Source organism: Vibrio makurazakiensis, from assembly GCF_050337375.1.
In the GTDB taxonomy this organism is placed as follows: Bacteria; Pseudomonadota; Gammaproteobacteria; order Enterobacterales; family Vibrionaceae; genus Vibrio; species Vibrio makurazakiensis.
Map to the genome: position 1 here is coordinate 1 of NZ_JAKJSW010000003.1, position 23,410 is coordinate 23,410.

Here is a 23,410-nt window from a genome sequence, read left to right on the forward strand (position 1 = left end):
CTGTAAATGCTCAATGGAGCTGAGTGAGCAAGCCCGTGAAAGAAAGAAAGACAAGACCTGTTAATTTAGACTTACAGACCATCCACTTTCCTATCACTGCAATAGCATCGATCCTGCACCGTGTGTCTGGGGTGATTACCTTTGTTGCGATTGGAATTTTGCTTTGGTTACTATCTATTTCCCTCTCCTCCCCAGTAGGCTTTATGGAAGCAAAAGACATTGTCGACGGCTTTTTCGTTAAGTTTATTCTTTGGGGCATATTAACCGCTTTGGCTTACCACATTGCTGGTGGTATTCGTCACCTACTGATGGATCTTGGCCACTTTGAAGAACTAGAATCTGGCGCTAAGAGTGCTAAGGTAACCTTCGTTGCGACAGCGGTATTATCTGTACTGGCGGGGATTTTAGTATGGTAAACAACGTATCTACTTTTGGTCGTAATGGTGTACACGATTTCCTACTAATCCGTGCTACTGCAATCATTATGACTCTTTACACTATCTACCTAATCAGCTTCTGTGCTTTTTCTGGTGATATCTCTTACGTATCTTGGACGCAATTCTTTGGTGGTACTTTCACTAAAGCATTCACCATGTTGGCGCTAACTTCTGTACTAATCCATGCTTGGATTGGTTTGTGGCAGGTTCTTACTGACTACATCAAATGCGCGAAACTACGCGGTGGCCTTCAATTAGGTGTTATCGCTGTCCTATTCGGATATTTCTTCTCTGGTCTGTTTATTTTGTGGGGTGCGTAAGTGACTATTCCTGTTCGTGAGTTTGATGCCGTAGTTATTGGCGCTGGTGGTGCAGGTATGCGTGCCGCACTACAAATTTCAGAGCAAGGCCTATCTTGTGCTTTGCTGTCTAAAGTTTTCCCTACTCGTTCTCATACAGTATCTGCTCAAGGTGGTATTACCGTTGCTCTTGGTAATGCGCATGAAGATCACTGGGAACAACACATGTACGACACTGTGAAAGGTTCTGATTATATTGGCGACCAAGATGCAATCGAATACATGTGTAAAAATGGCCCTGAATCTGTAATCGAGCTTGAAAAAATGGGTCTACCGTTTTCTCGTTTTGATAACGGTACTATCTACCAACGTCCATTTGGTGGCCAGTCTAAAAACTTTGGTGGTGAGCAAGCTGCTCGTACTGCAGCTGCAGCAGACCGTACTGGTCACGCGCTTCTTCATACGCTTTACCAACAAAATATTAAACATAAAACGACAGTTTTCTCTGAGTGGTACGCACTTGATCTTGTGAAAAACGAAGACGGTGCAATTCTAGGTACAACTGCTCTTTGCATGGAAACTGGCGAAGTTTGTTACTTCAAAGCGAAAGCAACCATTCTTGCAACCGGTGGTGCAGGTCGTATCTACGCATCGACAACAAATGCACACATTAACACTGGCGACGGTGTTGGTATGGCTATTCGTGCGGGTGTTCCAATGCAAGATATCGAAATGTGGCAGTTCCACCCAACGGGTATTGCTGGCGCTGGTGTACTTGTAACCGAAGGTTGTCGTGGCGAAGGTGGTTACCTTCTAAACAAAGACGGCGAACGCTTCATGGAACGTTATGCGCCGAATGCTAAAGACTTAGCTGGTCGTGACGTTGTTGCTCGTTCAATGATGGTTGAGATTCGTGAAGGTCGCGGTTGCGATGGTCCTTGGGGGCCACATATCAAGCTTAAGCTTGACCACCTAGGTAAAGAGACACTTGAGTCTCGTCTTCCTGGTGTATGTGAACTTTCTCGTACTTTTGCTCACGTCGACCCAGTAAAAGAGCCGATTCCAGTAATCCCAACATGTCATTACATGATGGGTGGTGTACCGACTCAAGTTTCAGGTCAAGCAATCAAGCAAACTGAAGACGGTACTGACGTTGAAATTCAAGGTCTATTCGCTTGTGGTGAGATTGCATCTGTTTCAGTTCATGGTGCGAACCGTCTAGGTGGTAACTCACTACTTGATTTGGTTGTATTTGGCCGCGCGACAGGTTTACACCTAGGCGAAACGCTGAATAAGCAAGCTGAAGCGAAACCAGCGACTGAAGAAGATATTGCGCGTTCTTTAGAACGTTATAACCGCTGGGAAAATAGTACTAGTGGCGAAGATCCTGCACAAATCCGTAAAGACTTACAGCAATGTATGCAAAATAACTTCTCGGTATTCCGTGAAGGTAAAGCTATGGCTGAAGGTCTAGAAGAACTTAAAGTAATTCGTGAACGTCTGAAAAATGCTCACCTTTCTGACAAGTCAACAGAGTTCAACACTCAACGTATTGAATGTTTAGAGCTTGAAAACTTGATGGAAACTGCATTTGCGACAGCGGTTGCTGCAAACTTCCGTACAGAAAGTCGTGGAGCTCATGCTCGTTTTGACTATCCAGATCGTGATGATGCTCAATGGCTATGTCACTCTCTTTACAACCCTGAGTCAGAAAGCATGACTAAGCGTGGTGTAAATATGGAACCAGTTCATCGCGAAGCGTTCCCACCAAAAGCTCGTACATACTAAGGAGATATGACAATGAAACTGAATTTCTCTGTGTATCGTTACAACCCTGATGTCGATCAGAAGCCTTACATGAAAGAATACATTCTTGAGGCGGATGAAGGCTCAGATATGATGCTTTTGGATGCTCTGATTCTTCTTAAAGAACAAGATCCAACACTGGCATTCCGTCGCTCTTGTCGTGAAGGTGTTTGTGGTTCTGATGGCTTAAACATGAACGGTAAAAATGGTCTAGCTTGTATCACACCGCTTTCTGCGCTGTCTGATCAAGATAAGATTGTGATCCGTCCACTGCCAGGTCTACCAGTTGTTCGTGACTTAATTGTCGATATGACTCAGTTCTACGATAACTACGAAAAAGTGAAGCCGTTCCTTGTTTCTGAAGGTAACGTTCCGCCGGCTCGTGAGAACTTACAAAGCCCTGATGAGCGTGCTCATTTAGATGGATTGTACGAATGTATCATGTGTGCATGTTGTACTACTTCATGCCCATCTTTCTGGTGGAACCCGGATAAATTCATCGGACCAGCAGGTCTGCTAGCAGCGTACCGTTGGCTAATTGATAGCCGCGATACGGCTACAGATGAACGTCTGTCAGATCTTGATGATGCATTTAGCGTTTTTCGTTGCCATGGCATCATGAATTGTGTAAGTGTTTGTCCTAAGGGACTAAATCCAACGAAAGCCATTGGCCATATTAAGTCGATGCTTGTGAATCGTTCGGTTTAAGAAATAACAAAATTGCCGCCCTTGAAGTTTTGGGGCGGCCTTTTAATAGCTCGGCTTTAGACCGCAGCAAACGTGAAACCTACAGGTTAAGGGAATATATGCACAACGGCGTGATGAAGGCATGGCTCGAGTCTTCACACTTGGCTGGCGCCAATGCAACTTATGTAGAAGAACTCTACGAACTGTATCTAAGTGATCCCGATCTGGTTAGTGATGAGTGGAAACGTGTATTTGAAGACTTGCCTGTGCAATCTTCAGAAGTGGTTGAACAACCGCATTCACGTGTTCGCGAATACTTCAGACGACTCGCCCAAGAGACAAAGCATTACAACGTCCAAGTTAGTGATCCTGATGTCGATGCTAAACAAGTAAAAGTACTGCAACTTATCAATGCTTATCGATTCCGAGGGCATCAAGCTGCAAATCTAGACCCATTGGGTTTATGGAAAAGAGATACAGTTGCTGAACTGGATCCTTCTTTCCACAATCTTACCGAAGACGATTTCAACGAAACGTTCAATGTTGGCTCTTTTGCTATTGGTCAAGAGACCATGGTACTTAAAGACCTGCATAAAGCTCTAAAGCAAACGTATTGTGGTTCTATCGGTGCAGAATACATGCACATGACTAACACTGAACAAAAACGTTGGATCCAACAGCGTCTTGAATCAGTTTCTGGTCAGCCATCATTCAACCATGAAGAAAAACAATCTTTCCTTGAAGAGCTTACTGCTGCTGAAGGTCTTGAGCGCTACTTAGGTGCTAAGTTCCCTGGCGCGAAACGCTTCTCTCTAGAAGGTGGTGATGCTCTTATCCCAATGACGAAAGAAATTATTCGTCATGCTGGTGGACAAGGGATGCGTGAAGTCGTCGTTGGTATGGCTCACCGTGGTCGTTTGAACATGCTTGTAAACGTGCTTGGTAAAAAACCTCAAGACTTGTTTGATGAGTTTGCTGGTAAGCATGATGATACATGGGGTACTGGCGACGTTAAATACCACCAAGGTTTCTCTGCGGACTTCGCAACGCCAGGTGGCAATGTACATTTAGCGTTAGCATTTAACCCGTCTCACCTAGAAATCGTAAACCCTGTAGTTATTGGTTCTGTACGTGCTCGCCAAGATCGTCTGGACGATAAAAATGGCAGCAGCGTTCTTCCAATTACGATTCACGGTGACTCTGCAATCGCAGGGCAAGGTGTAGTTCAAGAGACATTCAACATGTCTCAAGCTCGTGGTTTCTGTGTTGGCGGTACGGTACGTATTGTTGTGAACAACCAAGTTGGTTTTACAACGTCAAACCCTCGCGATACACGTTCGACTATGTACTGTACTGATATCGCTAAGATGGTGCAGGCTCCAATCTTCCACGTGAATTCCGATGACCCAGAGGCTGTAGCTTTTGTTGCTCGCCTAGCACTGGATTATCGTAATACATTTAAACGTGATGTTGTTATCGACTTGGTATGTTACCGCCGTCATGGCCATAACGAAGCAGATGAGCCGAATGCGACTCAGCCTCTTATGTACCAAAAAATCAAAAAACACCCGACTCCACGTAAGCTATATGCAGACGTTTTGATTGATCGCGGTGAATTTGATATCGAAACAGCAACTCAGCTTGTTAACGAATATCGTGATGCATTAGATCATGGTGAAGTCGTTGTTAAAGAGTGGCGACCAATGGCGCTACACTCTGTTGACTGGGCTCCTTACTTGGGGCACGACTGGAACATCGAATGGGATAACGAAGTTGAACTTGAGCGTCTAAAAGAGCTTGGTACAAAACTTTGTCAATACCCAGACAGCCACAAGCTTCAAAGCCGTGTAAACAAGCTATATAACGATCGTACTGCAATGGTTAATGGCGAAAAAGCTATTGATTGGGGTATGGCTGAAACTCTAGCTTATGCAACGCTTGTTGATGATGGTAAGCGTATTCGTATCTCTGGTCAGGATTCTGGTCGTGGTACGTTCTTCCACCGTCACTCAGTACTGCATAACCAAAGCGACGCAAGCACTTACGTACCACTTGCTAACATTCACGATAAGCAGGGTCCTTTCCAAGTATTTGACTCGGTGTTGTCTGAAGAAGCTGTTCTTGCATTNGAATATGGTTACGCAACTGCTGAACCGAGTGGTTTAACGCTATGGGAAGCGCAGTTTGGTGATTTTGCCAATGGTGCTCAAGTAGTTATTGACCAATTCATTTCGTCAGGTGAGCAAAAGTGGGCACGTCTATGTGGCCTAACAATGCTACTTCCTCACGGTTATGAAGGCCAAGGTCCAGAGCACTCTTCAGCTCGTTTAGAGCGTTACTTGCAATTATGTGCTGAACAAAATATGCAAGTTGTCGTTCCATCAACACCTGCTCAGGTGTATCACATGATCCGTCGCCAAGTTGTTAGACCAATGCGACGTCCATTAATTGTGATGTCTCCTAAGTCTTTACTTCGTCACCCACTATGTACGTCTTCACTTGAAGACCTAGCGCAAGGTACTTTCCAACCAGCGATTGCTGAAGTTGATGACTTAGCGCCAGAAAACGTGAAACGCGTAGTGTTCTGTTCAGGTAAGGTTTACTTCGACTTACTAGAGCAGCGTCGTAAGAACGAGCAAGATGATGTAGCTATCGTACGTATTGAGCAAATTTACCCATTCCCGAAAGAAGATGTAGAAGCTGCTATCGCACAATACACGAATGTTGAAGATTACGTTTGGTGTCAAGAAGAACCACAAAACCAAGGTGCTTGGTACAGTAGTCAACATAACTTCCGTGCTGCCATTCCTACTGGTGCTGATCTTAAGTATGCAGGTCGTCCTGCGTCAGCGTCTCCTGCTGTAGGTTACATGTCAGTACACTTGAAACAACAGAAAGCGTTAATTGACGACGCTCTGACCCTAATTAAGAACTAGAAGTAAAAGGAAGACACGGATATGACAATTGAAATTCTGGTTCCAGACTTACCTGAATCAGTGGCTGACGCAACAGTAGCAACATGGCATAAAAAACCAGGCGAAGCCGTTGCTCGTGATGAAGTCATTGTAGATATCGAAACTGATAAAGTTGTTCTAGAAGTTCCAGCTCCTGAAGCTGGTGTTTTAGAAGCAATTCTTGAAGAAGAAGGTGCAACAGTACTTTCTAAACAGCTTCTTGCAAAGATTAAACCTGGCGCAGTAGCCGGCGAACCAACGAAAGATACGACTGAAGACACAGAAGCATCTCCTGATAAGCGTCACAAAGCTGCGCTGACAGAAGAAAGCAACGATGCACTTAGCCCTGCTGTTCGTCGCTTACTTGCTGAAAACAATCTCGAAGCAAGCCAAGTTAAAGGCACAGGCGTTGGCGGTCGAATCACTCGTGAAGATATCGACGCACATTTAGCTGCGGCTAAATCGGCTCCTGCTGCTAAAGAGGAAGCCGTTCAAGCTCCTGCAGCAGCTCGTAGCCAAAAACGTGTACCTATGACTCGCCTGCGTAAGACTGTTGCAAACCGTCTTCTAGAAGCGAAGAACAGTACAGCAATGCTTACAACGTTTAACGAAGTAAACATGAAGCCAATCATGGATCTTCGTAAACAGTACAAAGACCAATTCGAGAAGCGTCATGATACGCGTCTTGGTTTCATGTCTTTCTACGTGAAAGCGGTAACAGAAGCACTAAAACGTTTCCCAGAAGTTAATGCTTCAATTGATGGTACAGATATCGTTTACCACAACTACTTTGATATTAGCATGGCGGTATCAACGCCACGTGGTCTAGTGACACCAGTGCTGAAAGACTGTGACACTCTAGGCTTCGCTGATATTGAAAAAGGTATTAAAGAGCTCGCAATCAAAGGCCGTGACGGTAAGTTAACGGTTGAAGAGCTAATCGGTGGTAACTTTACTATCACTAACGGTGGTGTATTTGGTTCGTTGATGTCTACTCCGATCATTAACCCGCCACAGTCAGCAATTCTTGGTATGCATAAAATCCAAGAACGCCYAATGGCTGTTGATGGGAAAGTAGAAATTCTGCCAATGATGTACCTAGCGTTGTCTTACGACCACCGTCTAATCGATGGTCGTGAGTCAGTAGGTTTCTTGGTTACCATCAAAGAATTGCTAGAAGATCCAGCTCGTCTATTACTTGATGTATAAGCCGAGAACATAATGGGAATAGCCTTTGGCTTACTCCCATTTTTAACAGGCTAAATATGCTCACATTTAGCCTGTTTTATCGAGTTTTCGATAAAATTTAGAAGCACCCTACGTTGTAGACTCAGCGCTGCTGCATGTCTAATGGAAATAATAAATCCCTTTAGGGATAAACAAATGGAATAACAAAATGAATTTGCATGAATATCAAGCCAAACAGCTGTTTGCAGAATTCGGTTTGCCTGTACCAGAAGGTTTCGCTTGTGATACTGCTCAAGAAGCTTTCGAAGCTGCTGGCCGTATCAGCACTGAAAAGAAAGTTGTTAAGTGTCAAGTACACGCTGGTGGCCGTGGTAAAGCGGGTGGCGTAGAGCTTCATGACACTAAAGAAGGTGTTAAAGAATTTGCTCAAAAGTGGCTAGGTAAAAACCTAGTGACTTACCAAACAGATGCTAATGGTCAGCCTGTAACAAAGATCCTAGTTGAAGAAGCATCAAACATTGCTAACGAACTTTACCTTGGTGCTGTTGTTGACCGTGCAACTCGCAAAATTGTATTCATGGCGTCAACTGAAGGCGGTGTGGACATTGAGAAGATCGCTGAAGAAACTCCAGAGTTGATTCACCAATCAGCGATTGATCCTCTAGTTGGCCCTCAAGCTTACCAAGGCCGCGAACTGGCATTCAAACTTGGCTTAGCTGGCGACCAAATTAAACAGTTCGTTAAGATCTTCATGGGTCTTGGTGAAATGTTCGCTCAGTACGATCTAGCTCTACTAGAAATTAACCCGCTTGTTATTACAAATGAAGGTAACCTTCTTTGTCTAGACGGCAAGATCAACATTGACTCAAACGCAATGTACCGTCAGCCAAAACTTCGTGAAATGCACGATCCTTCACAAGAAGACGAGCGCGAAGCACACGCAGCTCAGTGGGAACTGAACTACGTAGCTCTTGATGGCAACGTTGGCTGTATGGTTAACGGTGCAGGCCTTGCTATGGGTACGATGGATATCGTAAACCTACACGGCGGCAAACCAGCAAACTTCCTTGATGTAGGCGGCGGCGCAACGAAAGAGCGTGTAGCTGAAGCATTTAAGATCATCCTTTCTGATGACAATGTTAAAGCAGTACTAGTTAACATCTTTGGTGGCATCGTTCGTTGTGACATGATCGCTGAAGGTATTATCGGTGCGGTTAAAGAAGTTGGCGTAACAGTTCCTGTAGTTGTTCGTCTAGAAGGTACTAACGCAGACCTAGGTCGCGAAGTACTTGCTAATTCTGATGTTGATATCATTGCAGCTGAATCTCTAACAGATGCTGCTCAGAAAGTTGTTGCTGCTGCGGAGGCTAAATAATGTCTGTATTAATTAACAAAGACACTAAAGTAATCTGTCAGGGTTTCACTGGCGGTCAAGGTACATTCCACTCAGACCAAGCTATCGCATACGGTACGCAAATGGTTGGTGGTGTTTCACCTGGTAAAGGTGGTCAAACTCACCTAGGCCTTCCTGTATTCAACACAGTACGTGAAGCAGTAGAAACAACGGGCGCAACAGCAACGGTTATCTACGTACCAGCACCTTTCTGTAAAGATGCAATCCTAGAAGCGATTGATGCGGGTATCGAGCTGATCGTAACGATCACTGAAGGTATCCCTACAACAGATATGATCGACGTTAAAGTGAAGCTAGAAGAAACTGGCGTTCGCATGATCGGTCCTARCTGTCCAGGTCTAATCACTCCAGACGAGTGTAAGATTGGTATCATGCCTGGTCATATCCACAAAAAGGGTAAAGTAGGTATCGTATCTCGTTCAGGTACTCTAACTTACGAAGCTGTTAAGCAAACAACAGATGAAGGCTTTGGTCAGTCTACTTGTGTTGGTATCGGTGGTGACCCAATCCCAGGTTCAAACTTCATTGATATTCTAAAGCTTTTCCAAGAAGACCCAGAGACTGAAGCAATCGTAATGATTGGTGAAATCGGTGGTACTGCGGAAGAAGAAGCTGCTGAGTTCATTAAAGCGAACGTAACTAAGCCAGTTGTTTCTTACATCGCTGGTGTTACAGCTCCTCCGGGTAAACGTATGGGCCACGCTGGCGCAATCATCTCTGGTGGTAAAGGTACTGCTGAAGATAAATTTGCAGCACTAGAAGCTGCAGGCGTTAAGACTGTTAAGTCTCTTGCTGACATCGGTAAAGGCCTGCGTGAAATCACGGGTTGGTAATTAGCTAACTTTTAGCTATCGATATAATAAAGGCTTGGTCAATGACCAAGCCTTTTTGTTTGTCGCTATCTACGATAATAAAATATTTTAGAGCTAGAGCTAGAGCTAGAGCTAGAGCTTATGCTCGGCCTCTATGTAGTTGAGACAGCATAAACATCGCAGCGGCGCTGATAACAACAGAAGGGCCAGCTGGAGTATCGTAGAACCAAGACAAGCTTAAGCCACCAAACACAGCAATAGACCCGATAATGGATGCTAAGAATGCCATTTGCTCAGGAGTGTTTGAGAACTTTCTCGCCGTTGCTGCAGGGATGATAAGTAGTGATGTCATTATTAATGCCCCAACAAACTTCATGCCGACCGCAATAACAATCCCCACAAGAAGCATCAAAATTAAGCGCATTAAATCAATATTGATTCCATCTACCGCAGCTAGGTCTTCATTAACCGTGGTTGAGAGCAGCGGTCGCCAAAATATCGCGAGCACTAGCCCAATAACTGCAGCCCCTGCATAAATAAAGACTAAATCTGTCGAAGACACTGCGAGTAAGTCGCCAAATAAATAGCTCATAAGGTCAACACGGACATTATCTAAGAAACTGACGGCGACTAAGCCTAAAGATAGGGCGCTGTGTGCCAATATTCCAAGCAACGTGTCGGTCGCAACGAGCTTTTGTTTCTGCAAAGTCACCAGCAATACTGCCAGCATTAAGCAGCAGATCAGTAGTGCGAAATATAGGTTAATGTTGAACAGAAAACCAAGCGCTAATCCCATCAGCGAAGCGTGTGCTAACGTATCGCCGAAGTAAGCCATTTTACGCCAAACTACAAATGAACCTAATGGTCCTGCTATCAGTGCAATGCCCAAGCCTGCCAAAATAGAGGGGAGAAGAAATTCAATCATTAATGGTGTCCATGTTTGTGATTTGAACAGTCATGCGCACCGCCTTTTACGGGTTGACCAGCTAAGTCATGGTGATGGTGTTCATGTTGGTGGTGATAAAATGCTAATGTTTCTTGAGTTGCAGCCCCAAACAGCGCGATGTAAGAAGGGTGCTGCTTTATATCAGCTGGTGCACCTGAGCAACAAATATGGTGATGAAGACAAATAACATCATCTGTTTTGGCCATGACTAAATGTAAGTCATGGGACACCATAAATACGGCGCAACCAAAGCGATGACGAATAGTATCAATTAGGTCATACAGGTCAATTTGCCCCTGAACATCGACACCTTGTGCTGGTTCATCTAGTACCAAAAGGTCTGGTCTTCTTAGCAATGAACGAGCAATGAGAACACGTTGGTTTTCACCCCCAGAAAGCTGATGCATGTTACTTTTTTGTAGATGTTCAGCACCAACCAATTTTAGAGCTTCTAAGATTTCTTGCTGACTAAACTTCCCTGAGAGTTTGAGAAAGCGCTCAACATTGAGAGGCAAGGAGTCGTTGAGCTTTAGCTTTTGTGGTACATAGCCGATCTTCAATTTCTTCGCTTTAGTTATCTTTCCTGAGAACTTATCTTGTAGACCGAGTACGACTTTAACCAGTGTGGATTTACCAGCACCATTTGGGCCGATTAAGGTGGTAATACGACCTCGCTCTAGAGTAAGGGATATATTATCTAGAACTTTTCGGCCATCGAATTCAACGCTAACAGAGTCGAGTCGAATTAAGTTATCCATGAATAGAACTCATTTGCAATTAACTAATGTTATAATGTAACATTTGTGAACTCCCTAGGCTACTTTTCCTTTTATTGAGGCGTTATGTTCCGTTCGTTAAGCGTAAGTATATGTTTGATTCTTTTACCTGTGGCAGCACAAGCAACCACTGTGTTAACTAGCTTTAAGCCAATTCAAATGATTGTCACTGAATTGACTGAAAGCGTAACAACCCCTGAAGCACTGATGAATAGTAATGCGTCTCCGCACGATTACGCACTGCGCCCATCTGATGTCAAAAAGCTGCACAATGCAGATTTGTTTATCTGGTTTGGCCCAGAACTAGAGTCTTTCCTTACAAAAGTAACAGAAGGAAAAAGTAATGTACTTACGATCAGTTCTATTCCTGACTTAGAACTTAGAGAGTATGGGGGAGGGGATCATAGTGACCATGAAGGGCACGATCATGGCAGCCACGATGCTCACTTTTGGTTAGGTTCTGAGCAGGTTAAAGTGGTAGCAACCGCTATTAGTAAAAAACTTGCTGATACAGACCCTGAGAACGCAGCGACTTATCAAAGTAACCTTGTCGATTTTCTGGAAACACTAACAAGTACTGAGCAAGATATTGCGGAAGCGCTTAAGCCAGTTCAAAGTAAAGGATATTACGTTTTCCACGATGCCTATGGTTACTTTGAAGAGACTTACGGGTTAAATAACTTAGGTTACTTCACTGTTAGTCCAGATAGAAAACCAGGTGCGAAAACGCTAATCACTATCAGAAAAACGTTGGTCAAAGAAGACGTTAGGTGTGTGTTCTCTGAGCCTCAATTTACGCCTGCTGTTATAGATTCTGTCACCCGAGGTAGCTCTGTGAAGAAAGGGGTTCTAGATCCTGTCGGCTCTAATATAAAAGTAGAAAGTGGAAGCTATTTCAGTTTCCTAAAACAGATCTCTAACAGCTACGTAGAATGTTTATCTGATAGCGAGTAGATCAAAAAATGGCTCGGTGTATCGTGTAATTTCATCTGTAAAAGTATAATTACGTGATCGCCGAGTAATATTATGTTTTGAAAAGAGGAACTGTGTTCTTTCCCGGTGAATTTCAGCTAGAATAAGATACATAATTATTATCTAAAATTAATGAAATTCCCTTATCTTTAAATAGCTTAATCGTTTTTGACTAGGGGCTTAGAATTATTCTTGCTGCACTAAGGTCAAAATTTGCGTCAAAACTATGTTGTAGTACTCACCTTATGGGTTCTATCGTTTAATGTATTTGCACTGAACTCATCATCTTCCGTTTTCTATCCTTTACCGATGCATGCGCAAGGGAAGTTTTTGGCTGCGAAAGATATTTTTGTTGGCATTAACGGCGGCCTCTGGGTTCATGATGTCCATGGTAATATTGTCTTTTATGATGGACGTGTCCTTTTACCTAAAAAGGGCAGCTTACTTGATTTCCCTTCCGAGCAACTCGCTTTTGCTGATAATAAGTTTTGGACTTATTTTGATAATGAAGTCTATGAGAATACCCCTGGGATTGGTCGCTCTTTAGCATTCAGCTTAAATCCAGGTTCTGAAATTACTAATATCGGTTCTTCAGGTGACTATGTTTGGGTGACCGATGATACAAACTTTTATACTTTCAACGTCGTTAATCACGAGTTTTCTACTTATTCCCTTCTTGAACTTTATCGACATAACAAAGCTAGCAGTATCAAAGTCAATGATGCGGAACGGGTACTAACGAAGTGGGTACTCGCAACTACCGCTGGGACCTATTTATCCTCAGATGAGGAATTTACTCACATTCGCTCTTCCGGTAAAAACTACTCTGAGGAACTGTATTTTTCCAAAACACGACGTGAACTCATTATTGGAACCTTGGATGGTGCGGTTGTCATCGATATTACAAACCCTAGTAGTATCAGCAAAAGGATAGGGACGTCGCACGTATTGGCTTTGGAGGAAACGACAACTGGCTATTGGGTCGGCACTGAACATGGTTTATACAATTACGATTTTCTTTCCGGAGAAGTCAGTAAAATCGATAAAAATGGCAATGACAAGTTCTCCCTACCGGGCGACAAGATCTATTCAATAAAGAACACCCGATTTGGAGGGGTGTGGGTCGCCACGAATAACGGTATTCGCTATTTTTCATTATTTAGTAAAAGCTTTGGGCGTAATTCTTTAAGTGGCAATGACATGCATGTTAGTAAAGCTGTCATTACTAAAGTAAAAGCAAAAGACTCCGACGGCTACTGGGCATCTTCGACGTCTGGGCTTTATTATATGAGTAATGATCATTCAATTGAGCCTAAGCTTGTTTACTCCGGGAAAATATCCGATTTTTTGATTGTTGAAAACAAGCTAATACTTGCAACAGACGAGGGGCTAGTTTGTGTCAATATCTTAAACCATGAATTTGAACAACTCCCAGTCCCGATGGTGCTTCAAGGGCTTTCTGTTGAACATCTAGCACTTACGGGTGGAAACGTAGTTTGGCTTACTTCTGGGAACTCATTATTCTCTTATGATCTCAGTACCGATAATGTTGAGAAATTCGGCAGTAGTTGGTTGGTTGGAAAATATTTACCCACAAAGATTACTGAGCTAGAGGGCACACAAGAAGATAACGTTCTAATTGGGACGGATCATGGTCACTACTCATTCGTCGGAGACAAAATTAGTTTTAACCGAAATTCTGAACGCTTCGGCAAAACAATTGATATCGCTATTGCTAGAGATGGTTCTCAATGGTTTGCTAGTAGTTACGGAGTATACCGTGTAGATACTGGATCTAAGGACGTAATCGAAGTTCCGCTTATTGAAGAGAACATAAGCTCTAAGTGCTTGATGCCAGTAAAGGGTGGCGTTTGGGTTGGTTCTTCAAAAGGACTTAGCTTCCATGATAATTTTGGAAAGCTGCAAAAACATTTTGGCTCGCTTTCTGGTCTCATAGATAACGAATTATCTGCGGGCTCGTGCTCGGTTAGCGACGATGACCAGGATGTTTTACTACTTGGCTCTAAGTATGGGACCTTGATTGCGAAATCAGATGCTTTGCTTGTGGCTGATACTCCACAAAATTTTGCAATATTCAGCCGCGTAACGGTAGACCAAAAAACGGTATTCTTAGGTGGAACTGAAGATGCTTTAAAACCATTTCCCTACGGTTCTTCAATTGGCTTCAAGGTTGGCATCGTTCCTATGGCGCAGTCATCAGAGCTGGAATACAGACTGAATTCCGACGAGTCATGGAACGTATTCGAAGGTGGTTTGCTTACCTTTGAGCACTTACCTCCAGGAGAGTACAACCTTGAAGTTCGTTCTTCTTCTAATTCCTATACTATTTTTATGGGGGCTGAGCAGGCGTTTATTGTTGCGAAACCGTGGTTTTTAACTAAATGGGCTGCAGCCACTCTTCTTTTAGTTACTGTCGCGTTGATCACTCTTATTGTTTTGTGGCGTTCTCGATTTATGGCGCGAGCTAACCAACAATTGAAAGCACAAGTCGCGCTTAAAACAGACCAACTGCGTCACCAGAGTCGAGTCTTGCTGACCACTAACCAACAATTACGTAAGCAGCTTCAAGTTAAGAGTGTTGTTGTGGAGCATAAAGCTGCGGAGTTGGAGGACAATTTATCCAGTATTCTCTTGAACTTACCGAATTGGCAGAATAGTCAGGCGACTCCTTTTATCGCCCAATTGCACTCAGGCTTTGCGTTATTAAAGAATAGTCGTTCGACAAGTGATACTGAACTCTACTGCTACGATCTATTGTTTATTTTGAAAGCTGTACTAGAAGTCTGGCGTGAAGAACTCGCTAAGTCTGGGGTTCAAATAGAGTTTAAATTACTGACGAATCAACGCCATGTGAATTTGTTTTATTTTAACCTTGATGTTGTATTTAATAACATCATCGCCAATTTGCTAAAACGAAGCTACAGAAGTCAAAGACTAACGATATCTTTTGAGGAAGAAGAAGAGTATTTGAGTGTTACTTTTCTGGACCATGGTTCACCGCTACCTAAAAATTTGTCGCCTATCAGCGAGCATGTGAATGGAACTAAGGCTGACCTCAATATCGAACAGCTGCCAATGCTTATGCAGCAAAACAGAGGTCTAGTTAACGTATTTGTTTCGGATACCCAGAATAAAGTTCAGCTGCTGTGGCCTATTGAACGTACAGCAGAACAAAAAGCGATTGCTGCAACATACGAGCATATAGAATCCGTTGGGACACAGTTGTCGGATGCTGGGGCTATTCCAACATTAACGGCAGAAGAAGAGTGGATGAATAAGATCAACCATATTGTGATAGAGCATTATTCCAACCCTGATTTTGGTACGACCATGCTAGCCAAACAGCTGTTCGTTTCCGAGAGGAGTCTTCAAAGGCGTTTTAAATCGATTACTAATCGGACATTTAAAGATTATTTAAATGAAGTTCGTTTAGAGAAGGCATGCGAACAGTTACTAGCTGGAGGAAAAATTTCAGATGTAGCGTATGACTGCGGTTTCAACGACCCTTCGTATTTTGGTCAGAGGTTTAAGCTTCATTTTGGTACTTCACCATCCAAGTTTGCCGGAAACGCAGAGAGTTAATGCACCACCTGACCTCCTAAGTATTGAATAAGTACTCAGCCTCGAATTCTTCGGGGCTTTTTTATACGTGCAGATAGGGGGAGTCTAATGAAAGAGTTTTTTTACACAAATAGGTGGGTAGAACGGAATTAGAGAATTAGAGAATTAGAGAATTAGAGAATTAGAGAATTAGAGAATTAGAGAATTAGGATAAGAAAAAAAATGTCGTGGTATAGCCGGGGGGACTATACCACGGGTGCCAATGACACCTTCGCTTGCTGCCGGAGTGATATGGCAAGCCACATCACCTCTGGAATAAATTATGAAAGGAACAAACTTCCTTTCGATGGATTCACTATATGCCTTCCTACTTATTTTACTTATAAAATTAACGACAACTTACCCTTAATAAAGCGACATCTTTGTAAGGTGCTGATTTTTATCGATTATTGTTTGTTTTGTACTTGCGGACTAGTCAGGTGGTTTTGGCCTGGATATGAAACTAACGTTTTTGACGTCGTGGTTTTTAACGAAACTTACGAGTGATATTTTCGGAAACATTGATTTCACGCAATAGAATTGTGGAGATTTGTGTATATTATCCTCGCAAATAACAATCTTTCTCATTATCAATCACGAATTGGGTATTTATGAAACTCTCACAACTAGAGCAAGGAACAGCGGCTTCTATTGTTGCACTAACAGGCCTAACACCAGAGGTTAGAAAAAAACTTATGGTTATGGGGATGTTGCCAAAAACAGAGGTGAAGCTTATCCGCCGTGCGCCAATGGGTGATCCGCTTCAGGTTGAAGTGAGAGGGGTTTCTATTGCCATCCGTGAAAGTATTGCAGAACAAATCGAGGTTATTTAAATGGATTATCAAGTTCTTACCGTTGGTAACCCGAATAGTGGTAAAACAACATTATTTAATGCGCTGACTGGTGCTAAGCAGCATGTTGGTAACTGGGTTGGTGTAACCGTAGAAAAAAAGACCGGTTTATACTCGCACGCAGGTGATCAATTTCAACTGACTGACTTACCGGGTATCTACGCACTTGATAGTGGTAACGATGCGAACAGTATCGATGAATCTATTGCATCTCGCGCAGTGCTAACTCACCCAGCAGACGTAATCATCAATGTTGTCGATGCAAGTTGTCTAGAACGAAGCTTGTACATGACATTACAGCTACGCGAGTTGGGGCGTCCAATGATCGTTGTGTTGAACAAAATGGATGTATTAAAACGCGAGCGTCAGGTAATTAACCTTAAAGCGTTAGAGGAAGAGCTAGGTTGCCCAGTTTTAAGCCTGTCTGCAAACAACAAAGGTCAAGTGGTTCGCTTTAAAGAACGTCTTCATAAATTGCTTGTTCAAGGTGTGAGTCTTGACCCTATCTCTATTGATTACGACGCCGCGTTAGAAGCTCTTATCCCTTCTGTTGAGTCACAATTTGATGATGCTGATGTATCTCATCGAGCGCTAGCAATTCGAGCTTTAGAGAATGACTACTTGGTTTTGAATGGGCTAGCTCCTCAAACTCGTACTCAAATCGATGGTGTACGACTTGGGGCTGAGTTCGATATAGACCTTGCTGTTGCAGATGCGAAATACACTTTCTTGCATGACCTTTGTAAGCGTGTTCGTCGCAGTGAAGGTAAATTAAGCCGCAACTTTACCGAGAAAGCGGATCAATTCATTTTGAACAAATGGGTCGGCATTCCTTTCTTCTTCGTCATCATGTACCTGATGTTTATGTTCTCTATCAATATCGGTAGTGCGTTTATCGACTTCTTCGATATTGGCGTGGGTGCATTATTGGTGGATGGTGGTCACTACCTACTGGATGATCATTTACCTGTATGGTTAGTGACAATATTGGCTGATGGTATTGGTGGTGGTGTCCAAACGGTCGCGACCTTTATCCCAGTTATAGCGGCTCTTTATTTGTTCCTTGCGGTACTAGAAAGCTCAGGTTACATGGCTCGTGCGGCATTTGTGCTTGATAAAGTGATGCAGAAAATAGGCCTACCAGGTAAAGCGTTCGTGCCATTAGTTTTAGGTTTTGGTTGTAACGTACCTTCTATTATGGCGACTCGTACGCTAGATCAAGAACGTGAACGTAAACTGGCAGCATCTATGGCGCCATTTATGTCATGCGGTGCTCGCCTTCCAGTTTATGCACTGTTCGCTGCAGCATTTTTCCCAGGTGCAGGACAGAACGTAGTATTTGCTCTGTACATCATGGGTATCGTTGCTTCGGTGTTTACGGGTTTATTCCTTAAAAACACTATCTATCCGGGTAGCAGCGATAGCTTGGTAATGGAGATGCCTGATTATGAACTGCCAACTGTACAAAACGTAATGCTAAAAACATGGCAGAAGTTGAAGCGTTTCGTTCTTGGTGCCGGCAAGACTATTGTAATGGTCGTAGCTATCCTTAGTTTCTTAAACTCTTTAGGTATGGATGGCAGCTTTGGTAACGAAGACAGTGAAAACTCCTTGTTGTCTAAAGCGGCTCAAGTAGTAACACCTGTATTCCAGCCGATTGGCATTACAGAAGAAAATTGGCCTGCAACCGTGGGTATCATTACGGGTATCTTTGCGAAAGAAGCCGTTGTAGGTACACTAAACAGCTTGTACACCACACCTTCAGATGAAGAAGCCGCTGAATTCGATTTATCTGCTAGTTTGGAAGAAGCGGTTATGACAATCCCAGAAAACTTAGCTGGTTTGAGCTACTCAGATCCATTGGGTATTGAAGTTGGTGATTTATCTGACTCAAGCTCTGTCGCTGAAGAGCAAGAAGTTGATTCTTCGATATTTGGTAATCTAAAAGATAAATTCGTCTCTGGTCACGCAGCTTTTGCTTACTTGATTCTTATCTTGCTTTACACACCTTGTGTTGCTGCAATGGGTGCTTATGTTCGCGAATTTGGTCAGACATTTGCTCGCTTCATTGCGGTATGGACGATGGCTCTTGGTTACTTCGGCGCAACGTTCTATTACCAAGCTGCAAACTTTGCCGCTCACCCAGTGACAAGTGCAGTATGGATGGTGGCTATCGCTGGTGGCTTTGTTGTGACATATCGAGTGTTTAAGAAATTGGGTCGCAAACAAAAAGTCTTAGAGGTACAGGTTGTATGATTTTAACTGAACTTCATCAGTACATAGATATCAATGGCGTAGCAGCGCGTACAGAGCTAGCATCTAAGTTTGGTATGAGTGAAGATGGCGTTGATGCAATGCTGAGTGTATGGGTTAAGAAGGGAAAGGTTTCTCGATTAGTCGATACTAACAAGCATGGTCATACAACACGTATCCGTTACACCATTAGTAAGCAAGATGGTTTGTCACTCAATGTGATGATGTAGTTCTTAAAGTCTTTGATAAAAAACCGCAGCTTTTTAGCTGCGGTTTTTTTTGTTATCGGGATCTTTACTTAAATCCCCTCTGACTGAAGAGCGTTTCACTTAATCGCTCTTCAATTAAGAATCTTTGGTTTCGCCTAAGCCCAAAACTTTTAATCCAATGCTGAGCAGTAGAATGGAGACGGGTAGTACGAGTATATCCCAGCCGATGCTATCGAAGTTAACGAGTACTAACTCTAAAAACTTCACGAATAAGATGATGATGATCACTTCGGCCAGAATGTTTTTTAGATGGCCAATATTCGGCGTCTTAATCCAGCTAAGAACTTTGATTTTCTTTAGTTGTTCATCACTTTTATCTGCGGTGCTTTTATCCGAAATAAATAGAGTGAAAACGCCGTGAGAAAAGATAAAAAGAACAAAGGCGATAAGGAAAGTATCCAACGATTTGATTAAGTATGAAATCGCTATGTCTGTCGCATCTAAATGTGCAAGTGACTCTGGAGGCGTTTGGTTGAGAATGAAAACGGCGAATGCTGAGTAAGTTTTCGCTGCCCCCATAACAAATAGAAGTAGGGAAGCGAGCATCGAACAGATAATAGCGATCCAGCTGATATGACGAAATAGGTTGAATGTTTGTTTCATGATGCTCTCTCTATGTTGTGTGCGAGAGAGTATACGCAAGGTTTGCCTTTATGATAATTGGTGGTTTTTGTGAATTATTATTACGTGAGGGTAATAATGTTGATGCCTAGTGGGTAGGCATCAACGGACAGTTGATTGTTATGCTTTTTTAAAGATAGAGCTTAGTGACAACACGTTTTGAATACGAGTATGGATTACAGCTTGTTCTTCCTCTGTACGCTGTTCACCTTTGGTGTTACCCCATACAGGACCAGGCCACGCGATATCGCCTTTGAAGCGTGCAATATGGTGAATGTGCAGCTGAGGCACCATGTTACCCAGTGCTCCTAAGTTTAACTTATCGGGTTGAAACGTTGCTTCTAGTGCTTGGCTTACCGCTTGAGATTCAAGTAAGAACTGCTGTTGTTCTTTCATTGGTAAGTGGTGAAGCTCTTTTAAATTAGCTCTCTTTGGTACCAAGATAACCCAAGGTACTGCGCTGTCTTTACTTAGCAGAGCTAAGCTTAGTGGAAACTCACCAATAACCGTGGTGTCTTTTGCTAATTGTGGGTGAAGTTCAAAGCTCATTGTTATTGTCCATTTCGATTTCTTGAATTCAGTATACGTTAGATAAAACAAAAGGTTGATGCTCTCACATCAACCTTTGTATTTAATCTCAGTAATCCGTAGGGAATTACATGCGCTCTAGAGTGTCGATGCCTAGTAGCGATAGACCTTGTTTGATCGTCTTCGCAGTCAGTGCTGCAAGCTTCAGGCGGCTTTGCTTAACTGATTCATCTTCAGCAATTAGGATAGGGCATGCTTCGTAGAAGCTAGAGAATTGACCAGCAAGTTCGAATAGGTAGCTACACATGATGTGTGGCTGACCTTCACGAGCAACAGACTGTACCGCTTCTTCAAATTGTAGAAGCTTCGCGATAAGTGCTTTCTCTTTCTCTTCAGTGATTTTGATTTCACCTTCAAGAGAATCCATAGAGACGCCTGCTTTAGCAAATACAGAAGCAACACGAGTGTACGCGTACTGCATGTACGGTGCTGTGTTACCTTCGAATGCAAGCATGTTGTCCCAGTCAAACACGTAGTCAGTTGTACGGTGCTTAGAAAGATCTGAGTACTTAACCGCAGCCATTGCAACAGTGTTAGCAATCGTTGCTTTTTCGTCTTCTGCTAGTTCAGGGTTCTTAGATTCGATTAGCTGAGCTGCACGAACTTCAGCTTCATCAAGAAGATCTGCAAGGCGAACAGTACCACCAGCACGGGTCTTGAATGGCTTGCCATCTTTACCTAGCATCATGCCAAACGCGTGGTGCTCAAGAGAAACAGATTCTGGGATGTAACCTGCTTTACGAACAATAGTCCAAGCTTGCATTAGGTGCTGATGTTGGCGTGAGTCGATGAAGTAAAGAACGCGGTCTGCGCCTAGTTCTTCAAAACGGTATTTAGCACAAGCAATGTCTGTTGTTGTGTAAAGGAAACCGCCATCACGCTTCTGGATGATAACGCCCATTGGGTCGCCATCTTTGTTTTTGTATTCGTCTAGGAAGACAACTTGTGCACCGTCATCTTCTTTAGCAAGGCCTTGCTCTTTCAGGTCAGCTACGATTTTAGGTAGCATGCTGTTGTACATGCTTTCGCCCATAACGTGTTCACGAGTTAGAGACACGTTTAGACGATCGTAGTTGCGCTGGTTTTGAATCATAGTTACGTCAACAAGCTTCTTCCACATTTCAGCGCAGAATTCGTCGCCGCTTTGCAGCTTAACAACGTAGCCACGAGCCTTAAGTGCAAACTCTTCGTCTTCATCGTAAAGTTTCTTAGACTCACGGTAGAAACCTTCAAGGTCAGCAAGTTCCATTGAAACTTCACCAGACTCAGCCTGAACGCGCTCAAGGTTTGCGATAAGCATACCAAATTGAGTACCCCAGTCACCGATGTGGTTAGCACGGATAACATTGTGGCCTAGGAATTCTAGAGTACGAACTACTGCATCACCGATGATCGTCGAACGTAGGTGGCCAACGTGCATTTCTTTAGCAACGTTTGGTGCAGAGTAGTCAGCAACGATGGTTTGCGTTTCAGCGGTTGCAACACCAAGGCGAGAGTCAGCCAGTGCTGCGTCTGCTTGTTTTGCTAGGAAAGCTTCATCTAGGAAGATGTTTAGGAAACCAGGGCCTGCGATTTCAACTTTAGAAGCGATACCGTCTAGGTTTAGAACGTCCAATACTTTTTGAGCAAATTCTCGTGGGTTAGTGCCTAGTCGCTTAGCAACGCCCATTACGCCGTTTGCTTGGTAGTCACCAAATTGTGGTTTTGCAGATTGACGAACAACCGCAGGAGAGCCTGCAGGTGCGCCAGCGGCTTCTAGAGCCTGAGATACTTTGTCATTAATCAGTGCTTGGATATTCACACGCGTTTCCTTCAATTCAAGGATGATAAGAGTGGTCGTTATTTCATGGTCACTGAATCGGTTATTTGTGTTTCCACTTAACGATTTAATGACGAAATGAACAACAGACTCTGTTTAAGTTCACAAAAATGGCGGTAATCATACCAATTTTGTGAGGTTTCTTATAGGTCGAATTGATAGAAAATTAACATTTCCTGAGGGGTTTTTGACAAACCACTTTTGCACAACAAAGTTAGCGTACTTATTGGGTGTAATTTGTAAAAGCAGCGCTTGTTGCCGAAAGTAAAACTGATAACATGCTGCCATTATTTGGAGAACATAGGCAATGACAATGAACCTCAAGCAAGCCGAACTAGAACCACAACAAATGATTGCACGCCTTGACACGTTTATGGCGAAAATTGAGCGTTTAGGAAGCACATTAGGTTTGGACTTAAGTTTTGCTCAAGCTGATCATATCGCGCTAAGAATCAATGAAACAGAGTTAGCGAAGTCGGCACATCAGGCATGGTCTGAATACGGTTCTACCATTTCAGAAGCCCTTATTAATGGTCGCCCAATTGTTGTATTGGCTTTTGATGAGCCTTTGCAAAGTCTTGGCTGGAAGATCGAATGTTTAGAACTGCCATACCCAGCAGAAGGCAAGGTTTACCCAAGCCAGGACTGGGAGCATGTTGAGTTTGTGATCCCTTCTCATGCCCAAACAGCTGATGAATATTTAGAAGACTTAAAAGAAACTTACCCAAGGTTTGCGGCTAACTTTGATATGTTGGCGGAGCAAGGCATAAAAATGAAGCTCTCCAGCCCTAAAGGTGAAGGGGAACGTTTAAATAACCCGACTGTTGCATTCAAGCATCAAGGGGTTTGTATCAAGTTGCACCCACATTCCTTGAAGAAGATTGTGGAATCAGAGCAAGCATAGTTTTAGTCGATAGTTAACAAGGATCAGATTCCTGATCTCGCTTAGGCTCGTCGGAATGACGAAGTACTTGATAGTGTTTGCCAGAGTCTATCTTTAGAGGCTGACTGAGTGTTCGAGGGCGCATGGACGAGTTCGTCATTCCCGCTAGAACCGAAGGAGCGTAATCGGGAATCTCATAAAGAGGCTCCGATGC

General features: G+C 43.3%; 19 protein-coding genes. 14 read left to right on the top strand and 5 right to left on the bottom strand.

Annotated elements, in window-relative coordinates:
* Nucleotides 1-23: 23 nt before the first annotated feature.
* The 8 genes from sdhC (at nucleotide 24) to sucD (ending at nucleotide 9,618) form a co-directional block, all read left to right on the top strand.
* Entirely contained in the window at nucleotides 24-416 is a 393-nt protein-coding gene (sdhC, locus tag L4C33_RS00305) for a succinate dehydrogenase cytochrome b556 subunit (RefSeq protein WP_137355701.1), read from the top strand.
* Nucleotides 410-757, top strand: coding sequence for a succinate dehydrogenase, hydrophobic membrane anchor protein (sdhD, locus tag L4C33_RS00310; protein WP_137355702.1), 348 nt, complete (start codon nucleotides 410-412; stop codon nucleotides 755-757). Before sdhC ends, sdhD begins: the two co-directional genes overlap by 7 nt.
* The gene (sdhA, locus tag L4C33_RS00315) at nucleotides 758-2,524 is read left to right on the top strand and encodes a succinate dehydrogenase flavoprotein subunit (protein ID WP_428810498.1); all 1,767 of its coding nucleotides are present in this window, start codon (nucleotides 758-760) and stop codon (nucleotides 2,522-2,524) included. It begins immediately after the preceding gene.
* Nucleotides 2,525-2,536: 12 nt separating this feature from the next.
* Nucleotides 2,537-3,250 carry a succinate dehydrogenase iron-sulfur subunit gene (locus L4C33_RS00320; protein ID WP_428810499.1) on the top strand — a complete coding sequence of 238 codons (714 nt, stop codon included), beginning with the start codon at nucleotides 2,537-2,539 and terminating at the stop codon, nucleotides 3,248-3,250.
* A gap of 98 nt (nucleotides 3,251-3,348) precedes the next feature.
* Nucleotides 3,349-6,165, top strand: a complete 2,817-nt coding sequence (gene sucA, locus L4C33_RS00325; protein WP_428810500.1) for a 2-oxoglutarate dehydrogenase E1 component — start codon at nucleotides 3,349-3,351, stop codon at nucleotides 6,163-6,165.
* Nucleotides 6,166-6,186: 21 nt separating this feature from the next.
* On the top strand, nucleotides 6,187-7,392 hold the full coding sequence (odhB, locus tag L4C33_RS00330; RefSeq protein WP_428810501.1) for a 2-oxoglutarate dehydrogenase complex dihydrolipoyllysine-residue succinyltransferase: 1,206 nt from the start codon (nucleotides 6,187-6,189) through the stop codon (nucleotides 7,390-7,392).
* A gap of 187 nt (nucleotides 7,393-7,579) precedes the next feature.
* On the top strand, nucleotides 7,580-8,746 hold the full coding sequence (gene sucC, locus L4C33_RS00335; RefSeq protein WP_428810502.1) for an ADP-forming succinate--CoA ligase subunit beta: 1,167 nt from the start codon (nucleotides 7,580-7,582) through the stop codon (nucleotides 8,744-8,746).
* Nucleotides 8,746-9,618 carry a succinate--CoA ligase subunit alpha gene (gene sucD, locus L4C33_RS00340; RefSeq protein ID WP_428810503.1) on the top strand — a complete coding sequence of 291 codons (873 nt, stop codon included), beginning with the start codon at nucleotides 8,746-8,748 and terminating at the stop codon, nucleotides 9,616-9,618. The genes sucC and sucD overlap by 1 nt, the downstream gene beginning before the upstream one ends.
* Before the next feature lie 118 nt (nucleotides 9,619-9,736).
* On the opposite strand, the gene znuB is transcribed toward sucD, so the two are convergent.
* Complete coding sequence (gene znuB / locus L4C33_RS00345) at nucleotides 9,737-10,522, bottom strand: zinc ABC transporter permease subunit ZnuB (protein ID WP_428810504.1); 786 nt, start codon at nucleotides 10,520-10,522, stop codon at nucleotides 9,737-9,739.
* Nucleotides 10,522-11,301 (bottom strand): zinc ABC transporter ATP-binding protein ZnuC, encoded by a 780-nt coding sequence (gene znuC / locus L4C33_RS00350; protein ID WP_428810505.1) that lies wholly within the window; start codon nucleotides 11,299-11,301, stop codon nucleotides 10,522-10,524. The genes znuB and znuC overlap by 1 nt, the downstream gene beginning before the upstream one ends.
* Nucleotides 11,302-11,385: 84 nt before the next feature.
* Between znuC and znuA the strand changes: the two genes are divergently transcribed.
* The 5 genes from znuA to L4C33_RS00375 all read left to right on the top strand — a co-directional run bounded on the left by znuA (nucleotide 11,386) and on the right by L4C33_RS00375 (nucleotide 19,246).
* Complete coding sequence (znuA, locus tag L4C33_RS00355) at nucleotides 11,386-12,273, top strand: zinc ABC transporter substrate-binding protein ZnuA (RefSeq protein WP_428810506.1); 888 nt, start codon at nucleotides 11,386-11,388, stop codon at nucleotides 12,271-12,273.
* A 231-nt stretch (nucleotides 12,274-12,504) separates the two neighbouring features.
* On the top strand, nucleotides 12,505-15,894 hold the full coding sequence (locus L4C33_RS00360) for a helix-turn-helix domain-containing protein (protein WP_428810507.1): 3,390 nt from the start codon (nucleotides 12,505-12,507) through the stop codon (nucleotides 15,892-15,894).
* Nucleotides 15,895-16,523: 629 nt separating this feature from the next.
* Complete coding sequence (locus L4C33_RS00365) at nucleotides 16,524-16,745, top strand: FeoA family protein (protein ID WP_428810508.1); 222 nt, start codon at nucleotides 16,524-16,526, stop codon at nucleotides 16,743-16,745.
* Nucleotides 16,746-19,019 carry a Fe(2+) transporter permease subunit FeoB gene (feoB, locus tag L4C33_RS00370; protein WP_428810509.1) on the top strand — a complete coding sequence of 758 codons (2,274 nt, stop codon included), beginning with the start codon at nucleotides 16,746-16,748 and terminating at the stop codon, nucleotides 19,017-19,019. It begins immediately after the preceding gene.
* Complete coding sequence (locus L4C33_RS00375; protein WP_428810510.1) at nucleotides 19,016-19,246, top strand: FeoC-like transcriptional regulator; 231 nt, start codon at nucleotides 19,016-19,018, stop codon at nucleotides 19,244-19,246. Before feoB ends, L4C33_RS00375 begins: the two co-directional genes overlap by 4 nt.
* 114 nt (nucleotides 19,247-19,360) lie before the next feature.
* Here the strand turns inward: L4C33_RS00375 and L4C33_RS00380 are convergent, their stop codons facing one another.
* The 3 genes from L4C33_RS00380 to argS all read right to left on the bottom strand — a co-directional run bounded on the left by L4C33_RS00380 (nucleotide 19,361) and on the right by argS (nucleotide 22,295).
* Nucleotides 19,361-19,888, bottom strand: coding sequence for a YqhA family protein (locus L4C33_RS00380; RefSeq protein ID WP_428810511.1), 528 nt, complete (start codon nucleotides 19,886-19,888; stop codon nucleotides 19,361-19,363).
* Between the two features lie 138 nt (nucleotides 19,889-20,026).
* Nucleotides 20,027-20,455 (bottom strand): HIT family protein, encoded by a 429-nt coding sequence (locus L4C33_RS00385; RefSeq protein ID WP_428810512.1) that lies wholly within the window; start codon nucleotides 20,453-20,455, stop codon nucleotides 20,027-20,029.
* Nucleotides 20,456-20,561: 106 nt separating this feature from the next.
* Nucleotides 20,562-22,295, bottom strand: coding sequence for an arginine--tRNA ligase (argS, locus tag L4C33_RS00390; RefSeq protein WP_428810513.1), 1,734 nt, complete (start codon nucleotides 22,293-22,295; stop codon nucleotides 20,562-20,564).
* Between the two features lie 325 nt (nucleotides 22,296-22,620).
* Between argS and L4C33_RS00395 the strand changes: the two genes are divergently transcribed.
* Nucleotides 22,621-23,217, top strand: coding sequence for a VOC family protein (locus L4C33_RS00395; RefSeq protein ID WP_428810514.1), 597 nt, complete (start codon nucleotides 22,621-22,623; stop codon nucleotides 23,215-23,217).
* Nucleotides 23,218-23,410 lie beyond the last annotated feature (193 nt).